The sequence below is a fragment of the Pseudomonas putida NBRC 14164 genome (assembly GCF_000412675.1).
Lineage (GTDB): Bacteria > Pseudomonadota > Gammaproteobacteria > Pseudomonadales > Pseudomonadaceae > Aquipseudomonas > Aquipseudomonas putida.
Genome location: NC_021505.1, coordinates 4,913,451 through 4,931,310, shown reverse-complemented (window position 1 = coordinate 4,931,310; position 17,860 = coordinate 4,913,451). Strand labels below are relative to the sequence as shown.

Annotated in this window: 19 protein-coding genes; 15 read left to right on the top strand and 4 right to left on the bottom strand. The window is 62.5% G+C overall.

All coding sequences use genetic code 11. The annotated features are described in order from the left end of the window. The first annotated feature begins 65 nt into the window (after positions 1-65). The 10 genes from PP4_RS21905 (at position 66) to hisC (ending at position 7,988) form a co-directional block, all read left to right on the top strand. The gene (locus PP4_RS21905) at positions 66-875 is read left to right on the top strand and encodes an ATP-binding cassette domain-containing protein (RefSeq protein ID WP_016501329.1); all 810 of its coding nucleotides are present in this window, start codon (positions 66-68) and stop codon (positions 873-875) included. After that, on the top strand, positions 875-1,672 hold the full coding sequence (mlaE, locus tag PP4_RS21900; RefSeq protein ID WP_016501328.1) for a lipid asymmetry maintenance ABC transporter permease subunit MlaE: 798 nt from the start codon (positions 875-877) through the stop codon (positions 1,670-1,672). The genes PP4_RS21905 and mlaE overlap by 1 nt, the downstream gene beginning before the upstream one ends. Then, entirely contained in the window at positions 1,672-2,157 is a 486-nt protein-coding gene (mlaD, locus tag PP4_RS21895) for an outer membrane lipid asymmetry maintenance protein MlaD (protein ID WP_016501327.1), read from the top strand. Before mlaE ends, mlaD begins: the two co-directional genes overlap by 1 nt. Positions 2,158-2,166: 9 nt before the next feature. Beyond that, complete coding sequence (locus PP4_RS21890) at positions 2,167-2,814, top strand: MlaC/ttg2D family ABC transporter substrate-binding protein (protein WP_016501326.1); 648 nt, start codon at positions 2,167-2,169, stop codon at positions 2,812-2,814. Further along, the gene (locus PP4_RS21885; RefSeq protein WP_016501325.1) at positions 2,811-3,113 is read left to right on the top strand and encodes an STAS domain-containing protein; all 303 of its coding nucleotides are present in this window, start codon (positions 2,811-2,813) and stop codon (positions 3,111-3,113) included. The genes PP4_RS21890 and PP4_RS21885 overlap by 4 nt, the downstream gene beginning before the upstream one ends. A gap of 118 nt (positions 3,114-3,231) precedes the next feature. Next, positions 3,232-3,471, top strand: a complete 240-nt coding sequence (locus PP4_RS21880) for a BolA family protein (protein ID WP_016501324.1) — start codon at positions 3,232-3,234, stop codon at positions 3,469-3,471. Between the two features lie 23 nt (positions 3,472-3,494). Beyond that, positions 3,495-4,760: a UDP-N-acetylglucosamine 1-carboxyvinyltransferase gene (gene murA, locus PP4_RS21875; RefSeq protein WP_016501323.1), complete on the top strand. Its 1,266-nt coding sequence runs from the start codon at positions 3,495-3,497 to the stop codon at positions 4,758-4,760. A gap of 91 nt (positions 4,761-4,851) precedes the next feature. After that, the gene (gene hisG, locus PP4_RS21870; protein WP_016501322.1) at positions 4,852-5,487 is read left to right on the top strand and encodes an ATP phosphoribosyltransferase; all 636 of its coding nucleotides are present in this window, start codon (positions 4,852-4,854) and stop codon (positions 5,485-5,487) included. A gap of 126 nt (positions 5,488-5,613) precedes the next feature. Beyond that, a complete protein-coding gene (gene hisD / locus PP4_RS21865) occupies positions 5,614-6,939 on the top strand; it encodes a histidinol dehydrogenase (RefSeq protein ID WP_016501321.1) in 1,326 nt (441 codons plus the stop codon). A 2-nt stretch (positions 6,940-6,941) separates the two neighbouring features. Further along, on the top strand, positions 6,942-7,988 hold the full coding sequence (gene hisC / locus PP4_RS21860) for a histidinol-phosphate transaminase (RefSeq protein WP_016501320.1): 1,047 nt from the start codon (positions 6,942-6,944) through the stop codon (positions 7,986-7,988). Between the two features lie 39 nt (positions 7,989-8,027). Here the strand turns inward: hisC and PP4_RS21855 are convergent, their stop codons facing one another. After that, positions 8,028-9,212, bottom strand: a complete 1,185-nt coding sequence (locus PP4_RS21855; RefSeq protein ID WP_016501319.1) for an alkaline phosphatase family protein — start codon at positions 9,210-9,212, stop codon at positions 8,028-8,030. 139 nt (positions 9,213-9,351) lie between these two features. Between PP4_RS21855 and PP4_RS21850 the strand changes: the two genes are divergently transcribed. From PP4_RS21850 to PP4_RS21835, 4 genes are all read left to right on the top strand, one after another. Beyond that, entirely contained in the window at positions 9,352-10,002 is a 651-nt protein-coding gene (locus tag PP4_RS21850) for a FadR/GntR family transcriptional regulator (protein WP_016501318.1), read from the top strand. Between the two features lie 13 nt (positions 10,003-10,015). Further along, on the top strand, positions 10,016-11,296 hold the full coding sequence (locus tag PP4_RS21845) for a CynX/NimT family MFS transporter (protein WP_016501317.1): 1,281 nt from the start codon (positions 10,016-10,018) through the stop codon (positions 11,294-11,296). A 63-nt stretch (positions 11,297-11,359) separates the two neighbouring features. Next, a complete protein-coding gene (locus PP4_RS21840) occupies positions 11,360-11,836 on the top strand; it encodes a nuclear transport factor 2 family protein (RefSeq protein ID WP_016501316.1) in 477 nt (158 codons plus the stop codon). Then, positions 11,829-12,158: a GIY-YIG nuclease family protein gene (locus PP4_RS21835; RefSeq protein ID WP_016501315.1), complete on the top strand. Its 330-nt coding sequence runs from the start codon at positions 11,829-11,831 to the stop codon at positions 12,156-12,158. Before PP4_RS21840 ends, PP4_RS21835 begins: the two co-directional genes overlap by 8 nt. On the opposite strand, the gene yejK is transcribed toward PP4_RS21835, so the two are convergent. Then, a complete protein-coding gene (yejK, locus tag PP4_RS21830; RefSeq protein ID WP_016501314.1) occupies positions 12,118-13,125 on the bottom strand; it encodes a nucleoid-associated protein YejK in 1,008 nt (335 codons plus the stop codon). The genes PP4_RS21835 and yejK overlap by 41 nt on opposite strands. 370 nt (positions 13,126-13,495) lie before the next feature. Here yejK and PP4_RS21825 point away from each other — a divergent pair, with 370 nt between their 5' ends. Further along, positions 13,496-13,777, top strand: a complete 282-nt coding sequence (locus PP4_RS21825) for an HU family DNA-binding protein (RefSeq protein ID WP_003255106.1) — start codon at positions 13,496-13,498, stop codon at positions 13,775-13,777. Positions 13,778-13,828: 51 nt separating this feature from the next. Here PP4_RS21825 and rlmF read toward each other — a convergent pair whose 3' ends face one another. Together rlmF and PP4_RS21815 are read right to left on the bottom strand one after the other, a co-directional pair. Next, entirely contained in the window at positions 13,829-14,782 is a 954-nt protein-coding gene (rlmF, locus tag PP4_RS21820; RefSeq protein ID WP_016501313.1) for a 23S rRNA (adenine(1618)-N(6))-methyltransferase RlmF, read from the bottom strand. Positions 14,783-14,955: 173 nt separating this feature from the next. Next, positions 14,956-17,802 (bottom strand): valine--tRNA ligase, encoded by a 2,847-nt coding sequence (locus PP4_RS21815; protein ID WP_016501312.1) that lies wholly within the window; start codon positions 17,800-17,802, stop codon positions 14,956-14,958. Positions 17,803-17,860: the final 58 nt, after the last annotated feature.

Below are 17,860 nucleotides of genomic sequence, written 5' to 3'. Positions count from 1 at the left end.
CGCTTGTGCCTTCCTGATGGAGGCTGGCGTCCACTAGGACGAGGCTGCACTAGCAAGGAGTCTAGATGAGTGTGGATAGCGCCTACGCGGTCGAGTTGAAGGGGGTTACCTTCAAACGCGGTTCGCGCAGCATTTTCAGCAACGTCGACATTCGCATCCCGCGCGGCAAGGTCACCGGCATCATGGGGCCATCGGGTTGCGGCAAGACCACGTTGCTCCGCCTGATGGGCGCGCAACTGCGCCCCTCCAGCGGTGAGGTATGGGTTGCCGGGCAGAACCTGCCGACCCTGTCGCGCAGCGACCTGTTCGATGCCCGCAAGCAAATGGGCGTGCTGTTCCAGAGTGGTGCACTGTTCACCGACCTTGATGTGTTCGAGAACGTCGCGTTCCCGCTGCGCGTGCACACCCAGTTGTCGGAAGAAATGATCCGCGACATCGTGCTGATGAAGCTGCAGGCCGTGGGCCTGCGCGGTGCCATCGACCTCATGCCCGACGAATTGTCCGGTGGCATGAAGCGCCGTGTGGCGCTGGCACGGGCAATTGCCCTGGACCCGCAGATCCTCATGTACGACGAACCGTTCGTCGGCCAGGACCCCATTGCCATGGGCGTACTGGTGCGCCTGATCCGCCTGCTCAACGATGCCTTGGGCATCACCAGCATCGTCGTCTCCCACGACCTGGCGGAAACCGCCAGCATCGCCGACTACATCTATGTGGTAGGCGACGGCCAGGTGCTGGGGCAGGGCACGCCTGACGAGCTGATGGGCTCCGACAACCCACGGATTCGCCAGTTCATGAAGGGCGACCCGGACGGCCCGGTTCCCTTCCACTTTCCTGCGCCTGACTACCGCGCCGACCTGCTGGGAGCGCGTTGATGCGCAAAAAATCCTTACTCGAACGTGTCCGTTTGCTGGGCCGTTCGGCCATCGACGTGCTGGCCGTGCTCGGGCGTTCGTGCCTTTTCCTGTTTCATGCGCTGGTCGGCCGTGGCGGCATCGGCGGTGGCTTCCAGTTGCTGACCAAGCAGCTGTACTCGGTAGGCGTGCTGTCGCTGGCAATCGTTGTCGTGTCCGGTGTGTTCATCGGCATGGTGCTGGCGCTGCAGGGCTACAGCATCCTGACCAAGTACGGTTCGGAGCAGGCGGTGGGGCAGATGGTCGCCCTGACCCTGCTGCGCGAGCTTGGCCCCGTGGTGACGGCGTTGCTGTTTGCCGGCCGTGCAGGTTCTGCGCTGACCGCCGAAATCGGCAACATGAAGTCCACCGAGCAGCTGTCGAGCCTGGAAATGATCGGCGTCGACCCGCTCAAGTACATCGTCGCGCCGCGCCTGTGGGCCGGCTTCATCTCGCTGCCGCTGCTGGCGCTGATCTTCAGCGTGGTAGGCATCTGGGGTGGCTCGTGGGTGGCCGTGGACTGGCTGGGCGTCTACGAGGGCTCGTTCTGGGCCAACATGCAGAACAGTGTTTCGTTCACTGACGACGTGCTCAACGGGCTGGTCAAGAGCCTGGTGTTCGCCTTCGTCACAACCTGGATCGCCGTATTCCAGGGGTACGACTGTGAGCCCACCTCAGAAGGGATCAGCCGTGCCACCACCAAGACCGTGGTCTATGCCTCGTTGGCAGTGCTGGGTCTGGACTTTATTCTGACCGCCTTGATGTTTGGAGATTTCTGATGCAAAACCGCACCCTGGAAATCGGTGTCGGCCTGTTCCTCCTGGCCGGGATCCTGGCGCTGCTGCTGCTGGCCCTGCGTGTCAGCGGGCTGTCGGCCAGCCCGAGCAGCGATACCTATAAAGTTTATGCCTACTTCGACAATATTGCCGGTTTGACGGTCAGAGCTAAAGTGACCATGGCCGGTGTGACCATCGGCAAGGTCACCGCCATCGATCTGGACCGCGATTCCTACACCGGTCGGGTAACGTTGCAGCTGGACAAGACGGTAGACAACCTGCCGACCGACTCCACTGCCTCGATCCTGACCGCCGGTTTGCTTGGCGAGAAGTACATCGGCATCAGCGTGGGCGGTGAAGACCAGGTGCTCAAGGATGGCGCGACCATCCACGACACCCAGTCGGCACTGGTGCTGGAAGATCTCATTGGCAAGTTCCTGCTCAACTCCGTTGGCAAGGAACCGAAAGAAGCGCAACCGGCTAATTAAGGAGTTTCCATGATTTCGATCCTGCGACGTGGCCTGCTGGTTTTGCTGGCGGCTTTCCCCCTGCTGGTCGTGGCCGCGCAGACGCCCCACGATGTGATTCAGGGCACCACCACCGAACTGTTGGGCGACCTCAAGGCCAACAAGGAACAGTACAAGTCCAACCCTGGCGCCTTCTACGATGCACTTAACCGCATCCTCGGCCCGGTGGTGGACGCCGACGGCATTTCCCGCAGCATCATGACCGTCAAGTACTCGCGCAAGGCCACGCCTGAGCAGATGCAGCGCTTCCAGGAAAACTTCAAGCGCAGCCTGATGCAGTTCTATGGCAACGCGCTGCTCGAATACAACAACCAGGGCATCATCGTCGATCCGGCCAAGGCCGATGACGGCAAGCGCGCCAGTGTCGGCATGAAGGTCACCGGCAACAACGGTGCCGTTTACCCGGTGCAGTACACCCTGGAAAACATCGCCGGCGAGTGGAAGGTGCGTAACGTCATCGTCAACGGCATCAACATCGGCAAGCTCTTCCGTGACCAGTTCGCCGATGCCATGCAGCGCAACGGCAACAATCTGGACAAGACCATCGACGGCTGGGCCGGCGAAGTGGCCAAGGCCAAGCAAACCGCGGACAGCTCGCCTGACAAGGAAGTGAAATGAGTGATGCCGGTGTGAGCATGGCCGAACCAGGCGTACTGCGCCTGGCTGGCGTGCTGGATTACCGCAGCGGCCCGGGCTTGCGCAAGCAAGGCAAGGCGTTGATCGAAGCGTCTCGCGAGCCACGCCTGGTGCTGGATTGCTCGGCTGTCGAGAAGTCGTCGAGTGTCGGCCTGTCGCTGTTGCTGGCGTTCATTCGCGATGGTCAAGCCGCCGGCAAGGCCTTCGAGGTGCGCGGCATGCCCGACGACATGCGGGAAATCGCCGAGGTTTATGACCTCGATGAAGTGCTGGCGAGCTGATGGCTCGCCACTGATTGAGGCCCCTCGGTCAGCGCACGCCCTCGGTGGGCTTCGCAGGCGAGGGGCTTTTTTGTATGATGGCCGACCCGTGCGCATCGGGCGCCGATTGAGGTTGAGCATGCAGGCCCTAGAAGTTAAGAGCTTCCTTGAAGAAAAATTGCCGGGATCCCTGGTTGAAGTTGAAGGCGAAGGCTGCAACTTCCAGTTGAACGTGATCAGCGACGAGTTGGCTGGCCTGAGCCCGGTCAAGCGCCAGCAGGCGATCTATGCTCACCTTAATCCTTGGATCGCCAATGGCAGCATCCACGCGGTAACCATGAAATTTTTCAGCAGCGCAGCCTGGGCTGAGCGCACCTGAGCCAACTTGGCGGCGAGACTCCAATGGACAAACTGATTATTACTGGCGGCGCTCGCCTTGACGGCGAGATCCGTATTTCGGGCGCGAAGAACGCAGCCCTGCCGATTCTGGCGGCGACCCTGCTGGCCGATGGCCCGGTCACCGTGGGCAACCTGCCGCACCTGCACGACATCACCACCATGATCGAGCTGTTCGGCCGCATGGGCATCGAGCCTGTGATCGACGAAAAGCTGTCGGTGGAGATTGACCCACGCACCATCAAGACCTTGGTTGCGCCTTACGAGCTGGTCAAGACCATGCGCGCCTCGATCCTGGTACTGGGCCCGATGGTTGCCCGTTTCGGCGAAGCCGAAGTGGCCCTGCCTGGCGGTTGCGCGATTGGTTCGCGCCCGGTCGACCTGCACATCCGCGGCCTCGAGGCCATGGGCGCGAAGATCGAAGTGGAAGGTGGCTACATCAAGGCCAAGGCGCCTGAGGGTGGCCTGCGCGGCGCGCACTTCTTCTTCGACACCGTCAGCGTCACTGGTACCGAGAACATCATGATGGCCGCTGCCCTGGCCAAGGGCCGCAGCGTGTTGCAGAACGCCGCACGTGAGCCTGAAGTGGTCGACCTGGCCAACTTCATCAATGCCATGGGCGGCAATGTCCAGGGCGCGGGTACCGACACCATCACCATCGATGGCGTCGAGCGCCTGCACTCGGCCACCTACCGCGTGATGCCGGACCGCATCGAGACAGGTACCTACCTGGTCGCTGCTGCCGTCACCGGTGGCCGCGTCAAGGTCAAGGACACCGACCCGACCATCCTTGAAGCCGTACTGGAAAAACTCAAGGAGTCCGGTGCCGACATCAACGTCGGCGAAGACTGGATCGAGCTGGACATGCACGGCAAGCGGCCGAAAGCCGTCAACCTGCGTACCGCCCCGTACCCGGCGTTCCCGACCGACATGCAGGCGCAGTTCATTTCGCTGAACGCCATTGCCGAAGGCACTGGCGCGGTGATCGAGACCATCTTCGAAAACCGCTTCATGCACGTTTACGAAATGCACCGCATGGGCGCGCAGATCCAGGTCGAAGGCAACACTGCCATCGTCACTGGCGTCAAGTCGCTCAAAGGCGCACCGGTCATGGCCACCGACCTGCGTGCTTCCGCCAGCCTGGTGCTGTCGGCGCTGGTTGCAGAAGGCGATACCCTGATCGACCGCATCTACCACATCGACCGTGGTTACGAGTGCATCGAAGAGAAACTGCAGATGCTCGGCGCAAAAATCCGCCGCGTACCGGGCTGATAGCCCGCAGGTGCAAGGATGCACCTTTCGAATTGAATGCGGCCAGGTCGATGACCTGGCCGGCAGCAGCCGCTTAAGGACCGACGTTCCAATGTTGACCATCGCGCTTTCCAAAGGCCGTATTCTCGACGACACCCTGCCGTTGCTGGCCGAGGCCGGTATCGTGCCGACCGAGAACCCGGACAAGAGCCGCAAACTGATCATCCCCACCACGCAGGACGATGTGCGCCTGCTGATCGTGCGTGCCACCGACGTGCCGACCTATGTCGAGCATGGTGCCGCCGACCTGGGTGTGGCCGGCAAGGACGTGCTGATGGAGTACGGCGGCCAGGGTATGTACGAACCCCTGGACCTGCAGATTGCCCAATGCAAGCTGATGACTGCCGGCGTGGTCGGCGCAGCCGAGCCCAAGGGCCGCCTGCGCGTGGCCACCAAGTTCGTCAACGTAGCCAAGCGCTACTACGCCGAACAGGGCCGCCAGGTCGACATCATCAAGCTGTACGGCTCGATGGAACTGGCACCGCTGATCAACCTCGCCGACAAGATCATCGACGTGGTCGACACCGGCAACACCCTGCGTGCCAACGGCCTGGAACCCCAGGACCTGATCGCCACGATCAGCTCGCGCCTGGTGGTCAACAAGGCCTCCATGAAAATGCAGCATGCCCGTATCCAGAGCCTGATCGACACACTGCGTAACGCGGTCGAATCGCGACACCGCGGCTGACTTCTGAGCGCGGCCTTCGCTGTCGCGCCCGTCTATCCGCGTCATAGCCACTTTTCTCGGGTGCCCGCGCGGATGGACTGGTAGCCTAGGGCGCCTGAGCATTCGCTAATAATCGAGGCCCTCGCCATGACCGTGTCCACTGCAATTGCCCGTCTCAACGCTGCTGATCCGGATTTCGCCCGACATCTGGATCATCTGCTGAGCTGGGAAAGTGTGTCCGATGACGCGGTCAACCAGCGCGTGCTCGACATCATCAAGGGCGTGCGCGAGCGCGGCGATGCGGCACTGGTGGAGTTCACCCAGCGTTTCGACGGCGTTGCCGCCAACAGCATCGATGACCTGATCCTTGGTCGCGAGCGCCTTGAACTGGCCCTGACCCGCATTACCCCGGTGCAGCGTGAAGCCCTGGAAAAGGCCGCCAACCGTGTGCGCATGTACCACGAGCGGCAGAAGCAGGACTCCTGGCAGTACACCGAGGCCGACGGCACGGTGCTGGGCCAGAAGGTCACCCCGCTGGACCGTGCAGGCCTGTACGTGCCGGGCGGCAAGGCGTCGTACCCGTCGTCGGTGCTGATGAACGCCATTCCGGCCAAGGTTGCCGGCGTGGCCGAAGTGGTGATGGTAGTGCCGACCCCACGTGGTGAGGTCAACGAACTGGTGCTAGCCGCCGCCTGCATCGCCGGCGTCGACCGCGTGTTCACCGTCGGTGGTGCGCAAGCTGTCGCAGCGCTGGCCTACGGCACCGAAAGCGTACCGCAGGTGGACAAGATTGTCGGCCCTGGCAACATCTACGTGGCCACTGCCAAGCGCCACGTGTTTGGCCAGGTAGGCATCGACATGATCGCCGGCCCGTCGGAAATCCTCGTGGTGTGTGACGGCCAGACCGACCCGGACTGGATCGCCATGGACCTGTTCTCCCAGGCCGAGCACGACGAGGATGCCCAGGCCATCCTGGTCAGCCCGGATGCCGCGTTCCTCGACCGCGTTGCCGCCAGCATCGACAAGCTGATGCCGACCATGGAGCGTGCCGATATCATCGAGAAATCGATCAACGGCCGCGGCGCGCTGATCCAGGTGCGGGACATGCAACAGGCCATGGATGTGGCCAACCGCATCGCCCCGGAACACCTGGAGCTGTCGGTGGCCGACCCGCAAGCCTGGTTGCCGCACATTCGCCACGCTGGCGCGATCTTCATGGGCCGGCACACCAGCGAAGCGCTGGGCGACTACTGCGCCGGCCCCAACCACGTGCTGCCTACCTCCGGCACCGCGCGTTTCTCGTCGCCGCTGGGGGTGTATGACTTCCAGAAGCGTTCGTCGATCATCTTCTGTTCCGAGCAGGGCGCGTCCGAGCTGGGCCACACCGCGTCTGTGCTGGCCCGCGGCGAGTCGCTGACCGCCCACGCCCGCAGCGCTGAATACCGTATCCTGACCCAAGAGAAGGGGAACTGAGCATGAGTCGATTCTGGAGCCCCTTCGTCAAGGATTTGGTGCCTTACGTGCCGGGCGAGCAACCCAAGCTGGCCCGTCTGGTCAAGCTCAACACCAACGAAAACCCCTACGGCCCGTCGCCCAAGGCGCTGGAGGCCATGCGTGGCGAGCTGAACGACAACCTGCGCCTGTACCCGGACCCTAACGGCGACCGGCTGAAGCAGGCGGTTGCCGAGTACTACGGCGTAACCCCGGGGCAGGTGTTTGTCGGCAACGGCTCGGACGAGGTGCTTGCGCACATTTTCCACGGCCTGTTCCAGCACGATGCACCGCTGCTGTTCCCGGACATCAGCTACAGCTTCTACCCGGTCTATTGCGGCCTGTACGGTATTGCCTTCGAGCAGGTGGCGCTGGATGAGAAGTTCCAGATCCGCATCGAGGACTACAACAAGCCCAACGCCGGCATCATCTTCCCCAACCCCAACGCGCCGACTGGCTGCCTGATGCCGCTGCAGGCGGTGGAGCAGTTGCTGCAGGCCAACCGTGACTCGGTGGTGGTGGTCGACGAGGCCTACATCGATTTCGGTGGCGAGACGGCCATCAGCCTGGTGGACCGCTATGACAACCTGCTGGTGACCCAGACCCTGTCGAAGTCGCGCTCCCTGGCCGGCCTGCGGGTTGGCCTGGCGGTCGGGCACCCGGACCTGATCGAGGCGCTGGAGCGGATCAAGAACAGCTTCAACTCCTACCCGCTGGACCGTGCGGCGATCGTTGGCGCGGCGGTGGCGTTTGAAGACCGCGAGTACTTCGAGCAAACCTGCCGCAAGGTGATCGACAGCCGCGAAGTGCTGGTCGGGCAGCTTGAGGCCAAGGGCTTCGAGGTACTGCCTTCGGCCGCCAACTTCATCTTCGCGCGCCACCCGCAGCAGGATGCCGGCGAGCTGGCTGCACGTCTGCGCGAGCAAGGTGTGATCGTGCGCCACTTCAAGCAACCACGCATTGCTCAGTTCCTGCGTATTACCATCGGTACGCCAGAGATGAACCAGGCGCTGCTCGATGCGTTGAACTGACGCATGGCCGGGCGCGGTTCTTACAGGAGCGCGCCTGGCTTAATAGCTGCTCTCTTCGATAACAATTGCCTTGGCCGCTGGCCGGTTGCGCACCGCCGTCGGCGTGCCATCAAGCACCAGCACGTAATCGTTCTGCCTTTCCATCCCCTGCGGATCAGTCCATTGCCCGTCCCTGGCCGGTACCTGTGCAACCACTTGCCCGTTCTTCAGAATCGTCAGGTAGCCAGTGGCATTGCTGTTCCAGCGCAACCGTCCCTTGTGTTCATCGGCTCGAGCCTTGCGCGCACCGGTTTTACCCAGCAAAGGCGTGCCATCCAGTAGCCATTCTGGCTGCAGCGTCAGGCCCATGTGGCGTAGCACAGTGGGTGCCACCGAAGTCTGCGCGGGAAGGCCGTACAGGTTGTTGGGCCCTGGCATTTCCGCAGGAATGCTCAACTCGGTCAGCTCCTGATTCAGCGGCTTGTTGCTGGCGATGAAGATGCTCTTTTCCTGCTCCGAAGCGCTGCCATGGCCTTTCCCCCAGTAATCGCGCCCATGGTCTGTGCTGACGATCACCAGCCAGTCTTCCTGCGGGTGCAGGCGGCGGCGTTCGTCGACCTTGTCCAGCAAATGCCCGATCTGGCTATCGAGTGTGCGCAACGCCTGCTGATAGTGATCGCCAAAGCCACTGTCGTGCCCGACCTGGTCTGCCGCATCCAGCTGAATGAATGTGAAGTCGGCGGGCGTGTTGGCAAGGATTTGCAGCGTTCGCTCAATTACCCGCGCATCTGACAAACCACTCTCGCGTACATCGGCACCATGGGCATCTTCCAGCAGGAATGCCGTGTTCAGCGGTGACCAACCCACCACACTGGACAGGTAAGCGTTGGGCATGGCCAGGCGCAGCCGTTTGAACAGGCTGGGAAACGCCGGATCTACCCGCAACGACTCGGTATCCGAGTCGACGCCATGCTTGTTGCTCCAGACGCCGGTAAGCAGCGTGACCCAGCCCGGGCCACTCAAGGTAGGCTGCTCACTGGCCCTGCCGTTGATTCCGCCAGCGTAGGCCTTGCCGTAATACAGCCGTTGATTCAGGTTGGTGGCGTCGCCCAACAGCAGGTATTGCTCCAACTGCACCCCGTCCAGCCCGATGAGCAAGGCTTTGGGGCGGCTGGGGTGTCTGGCCGGATCGCAACCCGGCAGCATTGCCAGAAACAGCATTAACAGCAGGCTCGCCAGTCGCATGTAAGTACACCCCTGAAAAAACACTGCGAGCGTTGCAACAAAGGGTTTTGTTCACAACTGGCAGAAATACCAGGTGGTTTGCGGCGTTACCCCGCATCCAGTAAGCTGTGCCAATTCATCGGATGATTGGTTGAGTAAGATGAGCACTGAGTTGACCAAGCGTTCCCTGGTCGAACTGGCCGTGGAGCGCATGCGCGAGCGCATCGTGTTGGGCGACTGGCAAGTCGGCCAGCGTTTGCCCACCGAGCCGGAACTGGCCCTTCAGCTGGGCATTAGCCGCAACACTGTGCGTGAGGCCATGCGCGTGCTGGCGTTCAGTGGCCTGGTGGAAATTCGTCAGGGCGACGGCAGCTACCTGCGTACGGCCCAGGACCCATTGCAGGCGGTGCAGGCAATGTCCCGCTGCACCCCCGAGCAGGCCCGTGAAACCCGCCATATCCTCGAAGCCGAGGCCATTGGCCTGGCGGCGTTGCGCCGCACGGATGCCGACCTGCAAGCGCTGCGCGAGGCCCTGGCCGGCAGTGCCGGGCACTTCCACGGGAATGTCGATGCCTATGTGGCGTGTGACCTGGTGTTTCACCAGCGGCTGGTCGATGCCGCCCACAATCCGGCATTGAGCGAGCTGTACCGGTACTTTTCCGGGGTGGTGGCTGCCGCTCTTCAGCACAACATGGCGACCGTGCCCCGTTGCCAGGCCACGTTCGATCTGCATGGGCAGATCCTCGATGCCATCGAACAACGTGATGCGGAGCGGGCCAAGCGCCTGAGCCGTACCCTCATCGAATCCTGACTCCGAGAAGGCCATGGCTGAATCCATCACCCGTAACAACCCGCGCAACGAGCGGGATCTCGATGAGCTGCTGATCGACGCTGAGGCGGACGACGAGCAGGTGCAGCAACAGCCTGTGGTATTGCGGCGGCCCTGGCTGTTGTTGCTTGGCCTGGTGCTGGTGGCATTGAACCTGCGCCCTGCATTGTCGAGCATGGCGCCGGTGCTGGGGCAGGTTGCCGAAGGCCTGGGGCTGAGTGCTTCGCAGGCCGGGTTGCTGACTACCTTGCCGGTGCTGTGCCTGGGGCTGTTCGCCCCACTGGCGCCGGTACTGGCGCGGCGTTTTGGCAGCGAGCGGGTGATCCTGGGCATCCTCGTCACCCTGGCGCTGGGCATCATGGTGCGAAGCGCCTTTGGGGCCATCGGGGTGTTTCTGGGCAGCCTGATGGCGGGGGCCAGCATCGGAATTATCGGCGTGCTGTTGCCGGGTATCGTCAAGCGCGACTTCCCGCAGCACGCTGGCACACTGACCGGTGTGTACACCATGGCGTTGTGCCTGGGCGCAGCGATGGCAGCCGGTGCCACCGTACCTTTGGCCCAACATTTTGACGGCAGCTGGGCGCTGGGGTTGGGCTTCTGGGTGCTACCGGCCCTGCTGGCCATGCTGGTGTGGCTGCCGCAGGCCCGCCAGGGGCACGGCCTGCACAAGGTGGCCTATCGCGTGCGTGGCCTGTGGCGTGACCCGCTGGCCTGGCAGGTGACCCTTTACATGGGCCTGCAGTCATCGCTGGCTTACATCGTGTTCGGCTGGTTGCCATCCATCCTCATCGGTCGCGGCCTGAGCCCGACCGAGGCGGGGCTGGTGTTGTCAGGGTCGGTGATCGTGCAGCTGGTCAGCTCCCTGAGTGCGCCTTGGCTGGCCACCCGCGGCAAGGACCAGCGGCTGGCGATCGTGCTGGTCATGCTGATTACCCTGGCTGGCCTGTTCGGTTGCCTGTATGCACCGGTGTCGGGGCTGTGGGGATGGGCCGTGGTGTTGGGCCTGGGGCAGGGCGGAACCTTTGCCCTGGCGCTGACCTTGATCGTGCTGCGCTCGAAAGATGCCCATGTGGCCGCGAACCTGTCGAGCATGGCCCAGGGAGTAGGTTATACCCTGGCGTCGATGGGGCCGTTCGCGGTGGGCCTGGTGCATGACCTGACAGGGGGCTGGGCGGCAGTAGGGTGGATTTTTGCTGTGCTGGGGGTAGGTGCAATCGTGTTCGGGCTGGGTGCCGGGCGCGCGTTGCATGTGCAGGTGACCAGCGAAAAAGTTTGAGACTGGCATAAGCCATCGGGGCAGATTATCGTGCTGCTTTCGACCCCAGGACGGACCTGCCCCATGAGTGACGCCAACCGCGACCTGATCACCCGCTTCTACCAGGCCTTCCAGCGCCTGGACGCCGAGGGCATGGTGGCTTGCTACAGCGACGATATCGTTTTCAGCGACCCGGTTTTCGGTACCCTGCGCGGCAAGGATGCGGGGGACATGTGGCGGATGCTCACCACCCGCGCCAAAGACTTCACGCTGGCATTCGACAGTGTGCGCGCCGACGAGCGCAGCGGCGGCGCGCACTGGGTGGCGACCTACCTGTTCAGCCAGACCGGCCGTATTGTGGTCAACGACATCCAGGCCCGCTTTGTGATCCGCGATGGGCTGATCTGCCAGCATGACGACACCTTCGACCTGTGGCGCTGGTCGCGGCAGGCGTTGGGTGTGCCGGGTATGTTGCTGGGCTGGTCGCCACTGGTGCAGAACAAAGTACGCCTGCAGGCATTCAAGGGATTGCGCGCTTTCCAGCAGGCCCAAGGTGAGTGATGCCGTTGAGACGGTTGTTGGCAAACCCTGGTATGTCTACCTGGTAAGGGCTGCCAACGGCTCGCTGTACTGTGGCATCAGTGATGACCCGCAGCGCCGGTTTACCGCGCATCAGAAAGGGCAGGGCGCGCGTTACTTCAAGACCAGCCCGGCCCAGGCGCTGGTGTATGTCGAGCAATGGCCGGACAAAGGCGAAGCGTTGCGCCAGGAGCGGTTGGTGAAGCGGCTGCGCAAGTCGGCGAAGGAGGCGCTGGTGGCCTCCTTCAGCGGCCTTGGAGGTATCAGTCCTTGCGCCGCTTCAGCTGATCCACCAGGGTTGTAGGCAAGCCCTTGATGATCAAGGTCCCCGCCTCTTCGTCATACTCCACCTTGTCGCCCAGCAAGTGCGCCTCGAAGCTGATCGACAGCCCCTCGGCACGCCCGGTGAAGCGGCGGAACTGGTTGAGGGTGCGCTTGTCTGCGGGAATTTCCGGCGACAGGCCGTAATCCTTGTTGCGGATATGGTCGTAGAACGCCTTTGGCCGGTCCTCGTCGATCAGGCTGGACAGTTCTTCCAGCGTTACCGGTTCGCCCATTTTGGTCTGGCTAGTCGCGTATTCGACCAGGGTCTGGGTCTTTTCGCGGGCGGACTCTTCGGGCAAGTCTTCGCTCTCGACGAAGTCACTGAAGGCCCTGAGCAGGGTGCGGGTTTCGCCCGGGCCGTCGACGCCTTCCTGGCAGCCGATGAAGTCGCGGAAATAGTCCGAGACCTTTTTGCCGTTCTTGCCTTTGATGAACGAAATGTACTGCTTGGAATTCTTGTTGTTCTTCCACTCCGACAGGTTGATGCGCGCTGCCAGGTGCAACTGGCCAAGGTCAAGGTGGCGCGAAGGGGTCACATCAAGCTCGGCGTTCACCGCCACGCCTTCACTGTGGTGCAGCAGGGCAATCGCCAGGTATTCGGTCATGCCTTGCTGGTAGTGAGCAAAAAGGGTGTGGCCGCCAGTAGACAGGTTGGACTCTTCCATCAGCTTTTGCAGGTGCTCCACTGCCACGCGGCTGAATGCGGTGAAGTCCTTTTCCTCGTCGAGGTACTGCTTCAGCCAGCCGCTCAGCGGATACGCCCCGGACTCACCGTGGAAGAACCCCCAGGCCTTGCCTTGCTTGGCGTTGTAACTGTCGTTGAGGTCAGCCAGCAGGTTTTCGATGGCGTCGGAAGCCGCCAGCTCGGCGTCGCGGGCGTGCAATACAGCAGGGCTGCCATCAGGCTTTTTGTCGATCAGGTGAACGATGCAATGACGGATTGGCATGGGATTCTCGGCGAGCTGCAAAAGGCGTCAAGTTTACCCTAGACACAAGGTGATGCAGTGGCCGTATGTTGGCGGATATGTCGGTTGTTCGTTTTTTGTTCAGTTTTGTGCGTTTTAGGCTAAAACCCCCGAAAAACCTGCATTAAATCGAAGTGCGCAGCGGATATTTATCCATTCCTGTGGTAGTTTTGCGCGGTCTTGCGCCCCTCGTGTGGCGCAGTGCTGGCAGCGTGCTGTCGTCGTGTCGAACCAAACGTCGATTTACGTATCTACATACGCGATTGGCGCGGCCCTCCACTGTAAGGGGCTGGCCCGATAACGTCGTAGTTCGCTGCATAACCATCGAATTTGATAGGGAAGGAACATCACCATGGCATTGACCAAAGACCAACTGATTGCCGACATCGCCGAATCGATCGCCGCGCCAAAAGCCACCGCTAAAAACGCTCTGGAGCAACTGGGCCAGATCGTTGCCGACCAACTGGAAAACGGCGCTGAAATCACTCTGCCAGGCATCGGCAAGCTGAAAGTCTCCGAGCGTCCTGCCCGTACCGGCCGCAACCCTTCGACTGGCGCTGCCATCGAAATCGCTGCCAAGAAAGTCGTCAAGTTCGTTCCAGCCAAAGTGCTGACCGATGCCATCAACAAGTAATTGTTGAAGCATTGACAAAAACCGCGCCTGGCTTGCCCAGGCGCGGTTTTTTCATGCCTGTGATTTACGCTGGGCGTGCCAGGCCTGGCGCGCGGCGTCGTCATGGAAGCTCCAGGCGACCATGCGGCTCTGTTTCTGCCCCTGGCCCATCTCGATGATGCGTACGGCCTTGGCACCGGCCTTTTTCAACGCAGCGTCTATCCCCGGCAGGTTGCTGGCCTTGGACACCAGGCTGGTAAACCACAGCACCCGTTTGGCGTACTGCACGCTTTCGCCAACCAGTTGGGTGACAAAGCGGATTTCGCCGCCTTCGCACCACAATTCATTGTTCTGGCCCCCGAAGTTCAGCACCGGCAGCTTGCGCTTGGGGTCCTGCTTGCCGAGGTTTTTCCACTTGCGCTGGCTGCCGCGGGTGGCTTCCTCGCGCGAGGCATGGAAGGGCGGGTTGCACAGGGTCAGGTCGAAGCGGTCGTCGTCCTGCAGCAAGCCGCTGAGGATATGCGCGCGGTTGGCCTGCTGGCGCAGGGTGATCGCCTTGCCCAGGCCATTGGCCTGGACGATGGCTTTGGCCGAGGCCAGGGCCACGGGGTCGATGTCCGAGCCGAGAAAACGCCAGCGGTAGTCGCTGTAGCCCAGCAGCGGGTAGATGCAGTTGGCGCCAACGCCGATATCCAGCGCACGCACCTGGGCGCCCTTGGGGATCTCACCCGCATTGTCGTCGGCCAACAGGTCGGCGGCCACGTGGATGTAGTCGGCGCGACCGGGAATGGGTGGGCACAGGTAATCGGCGGGGATGTCCCAGTGCTGGATGCCGTACTGGGCCTTGAGCAGGGCGCGGTTGAACACCCGCACGGCTTCGGGGTTGGCGAAGTCGATGCTGGGTTTGCCATGGGGGTTGGTGATGGTGAAGCGCGCCAGGTCAGGGTGGGCCTTGATCAGGCTGGGGAAGTCGTAACGGCCCTGGTGGCGGTTGCGCGGGTGCAGGGTGGGTTTGTCTTGGGTCATGCTCGGGTCCGGTGCTGCATGTGCTGGCCAGGCGGCCGCTGTGCGGCCCATTCGCGGCACAAGGCCGCTCCTGCAGGATAGCGGCGCCCTTGAAACCGGCGCCGTGCCTGTAGGAGCGGCCTTGTGCCGCGAACGAGGGCGAAGCCCTCGCTGGTCAGATCAGCAGTGTCAAGTTACAGCGCTGCAATCCGCGCATGCTGCTCGGTGAAGTTGGCCAGGGCCTGTTCGGACTCGGCCAGCTTGGCGCGTTCCTTCTCGATCACGGCAGGCGGTGCCTTGTCGACGAAGGCGGCGTTGGACAGCTTGCCGCCAACACGTTGCACTTCGCCTTGCAGACGCTGGATTTCCTTGTTCAGGCGCGCCAGCTCGGCATCCTTGTCGATCAGGCCGGCCATTGGCACCAGCACTTGCAGGTCACCGACCAGGGCGGTGGCCGACAGCGGCGCTTCGTCGGCATCGCCGAGGACGGTGAACGACTCGACCTTGGCCAGCTTCTTCAGCAGCGCTTCGTTTTCGTGCAGGCGGCGCTGGTCGTCGGCGTTGGCGTTTTTCAGGAACAGCGGCAGCGGCTTGCCCGGGCCGATGTTCATCTCGGCGCGGATATTGCGCAGGCCGACCATCAGTTCCTTCAGCCACTCGATGTCGCCTTCGGCAGCTGCGTCGATGCGCGCTTCATTGGCCACCGGCCACGGCTGCAGCATGATGGTCTTGCCTTCGATACCGGCCAGCGGCGCGATGCGCTGCCAGATTTCTTCAGTAATGAACGGCATGAACGGGTGCGCCAGGCGCAGCGCCACTTCCAGTACGCGCACCAGGGTGCGACGGGTGCCGCGGGCGCGCTCGACCGGGGCGTTTTCGTCCCACAGTACCGGCTTGGACAGCTCCAGGTACCAGTCGCAGTACTGGTTCCAGATGAACTCGTACAGCGCCTGGCTGGCCAGGTCGAAGCGGAACTGCTCCAGCTGGCGGGTCACTTCGGCTTCGGTGCGCTGCAGTTGCGAGATGATCCAGCGGTCAGCCAACGACAGTTCGTAGGCTTCGCCGTTCTGGCCGCAGTCTTCGCCTTTGTCCAGCACGTAGCGGGCGGCGTTCCAGATCTTGTTGCAGAAGTTGCGGTAGCCTTCGACGCGGCCCATGTCGAACTTGATGTCGCGGCCAGTGGAGGCCAGCGAGCAGAAGGTGAAGCGCAGGGCGTCGGTGCCGTAGCTGGCGATACCTTCGGGGAACTCGGCCTTGGTCTGCTTGGCGATCTTCTCGGCAAGCTTGGGCTGCATCATGCCGCTGGTGCGTTTTTCCAGCAGGGCGTCGAGGGTAATGCCGTCGACGATGTCCAGCGGGTCGAGGACGTTGCCCTTGGACTTGGACATCTTCTGGCCCTGGCCGTCACGCACCAGGCCGTGCACGTACACGGTCTTGAACGGGACTTGCGGGGTGCCGTCTTCGTTCTTGATCAGGTGCATGGTCAGCATGATCATGCGCGCAACCCAGAAGAAGATGATGTCGAAGCCGGTTACCAGCACATCGGTGGAGTGGAACTTCTTGAGGAACTCGGTCTGTTCCGGCCAGCCCAGGGTGGAGAAGGTCCACAGGCCCGAGCTGAACCAGGTGTCGAGTACGTCGTCGTCCTGGCGCAGGGCCACGTCGGCGCCGAGGTTGTGCTTGGCACGCACTTCGGCTTCGTCGCGGCCAACGTAGACCTGGCCGGCCTCGTCGTACCACGCCGGGATGCGGTGGCCCCACCAGAGCTGGCGGCTGATGCACCAGTCCTGGATGTCACGCATCCAGGAGAAGTACATGTTCTCGTACTGCTTGGGTACGAACTGGATGCGGCCATCTTCAACGGCAGCGATGGCAGGTTCTGCCAGCGGCTTGGTGGAAACGTACCACTGGTCGGTCAGCCACGGCTCGATGACGGTGCCCGAACGGTCGCCTTTCGGCACTTTCAGGGCGTGGTCGTCGATGCTCACCAGCAGGCCCTGGGCGTCCAGGTCGGCAACGATCTGCTTGCGCGCGACGAAGCGGTCGAGGTTGGCGTACTGGGCCGGCAGGCGGGTGTCGACCTGCTCGTTGATACTGCCGTCGAGGTTGAAGGCCTGGGCGCTGGCCAGCACGAAGGCATTCTTGTCGAAGATGTTCAGCAGCGGCAGGTTGTGGCGCTTGCCGACTTCGTAGTCGTTGAAGTCGTGAGCCGGGGTGATCTTCACGCAGCCGGTACCGAACTCGGGGTCGCAGTAGTCGTCGGCGATGATCGGGATGCGGCGGCCAACCAGCGGCAGTTCGACGAACTTGCCGATCAGCGCCTGGTAGCGTTCGTCGGTCGGGTTGACCGCAACGGCCGCGTCACCCAGCAGGGTTTCCGGACGGGTGGTGGCAACGACCAGGTAGTCCAGGCCCTCGGCGGTCTTGGCGCCGTCGGCCAGCGGGTAGCGCAGGTTCCACAGGTGGCCCTTTTCGTCGTGGTTTTCCACTTCGAGGTCGGAGATGGCCGTGTGCAGCTTGGTGTCCCAGTTGACCAGGCGCTTGCCGCGGTAGATCAGGCCGTCTTCGTGCAGGCGCACGAAAGCTTCCTTGACCGCGTCGGACAGGCCGTCATCCATGGTGAAACGCTCGCGGCTCCAGTCTACCGACGAGCCCAGACGGCGGATCTGGCGGCTGATGTTGCCACCGGACTGGTCCTTCCATTCCCAGACTTTTTCCAGGAACTTCTCGCGGCCCAGGTCATGCCGGTTCTGGCCCTTGGCTTCGAGCTGGCGCTCGACCAGCATCTGGGTGGCGATACCGGCGTGGTCGGTACCTGGCTGCCACAGGGTGTCGCGGCCTTGCATGCGGCGGAAACGGATCAGGGCGTCCATGATCGCGTTGTTGAACCCGTGGCCCATGTGCAGGCTGCCGGTCACATTCGGCGGCGGGATCATGATGGTGTAGGACTCGCCTGCACCTTGTGGGGCGAAATAGTTCTCGGACTCCCAGGTGTTGTACCAGGAAGTTTCGATGGCGTGCGGCTGGTAGGTCTTATCCATGCGCGGCGGGACCCTGTGCATTTATTCGGGAAAGCCGGGAAGTATAACCAAGCTGGGG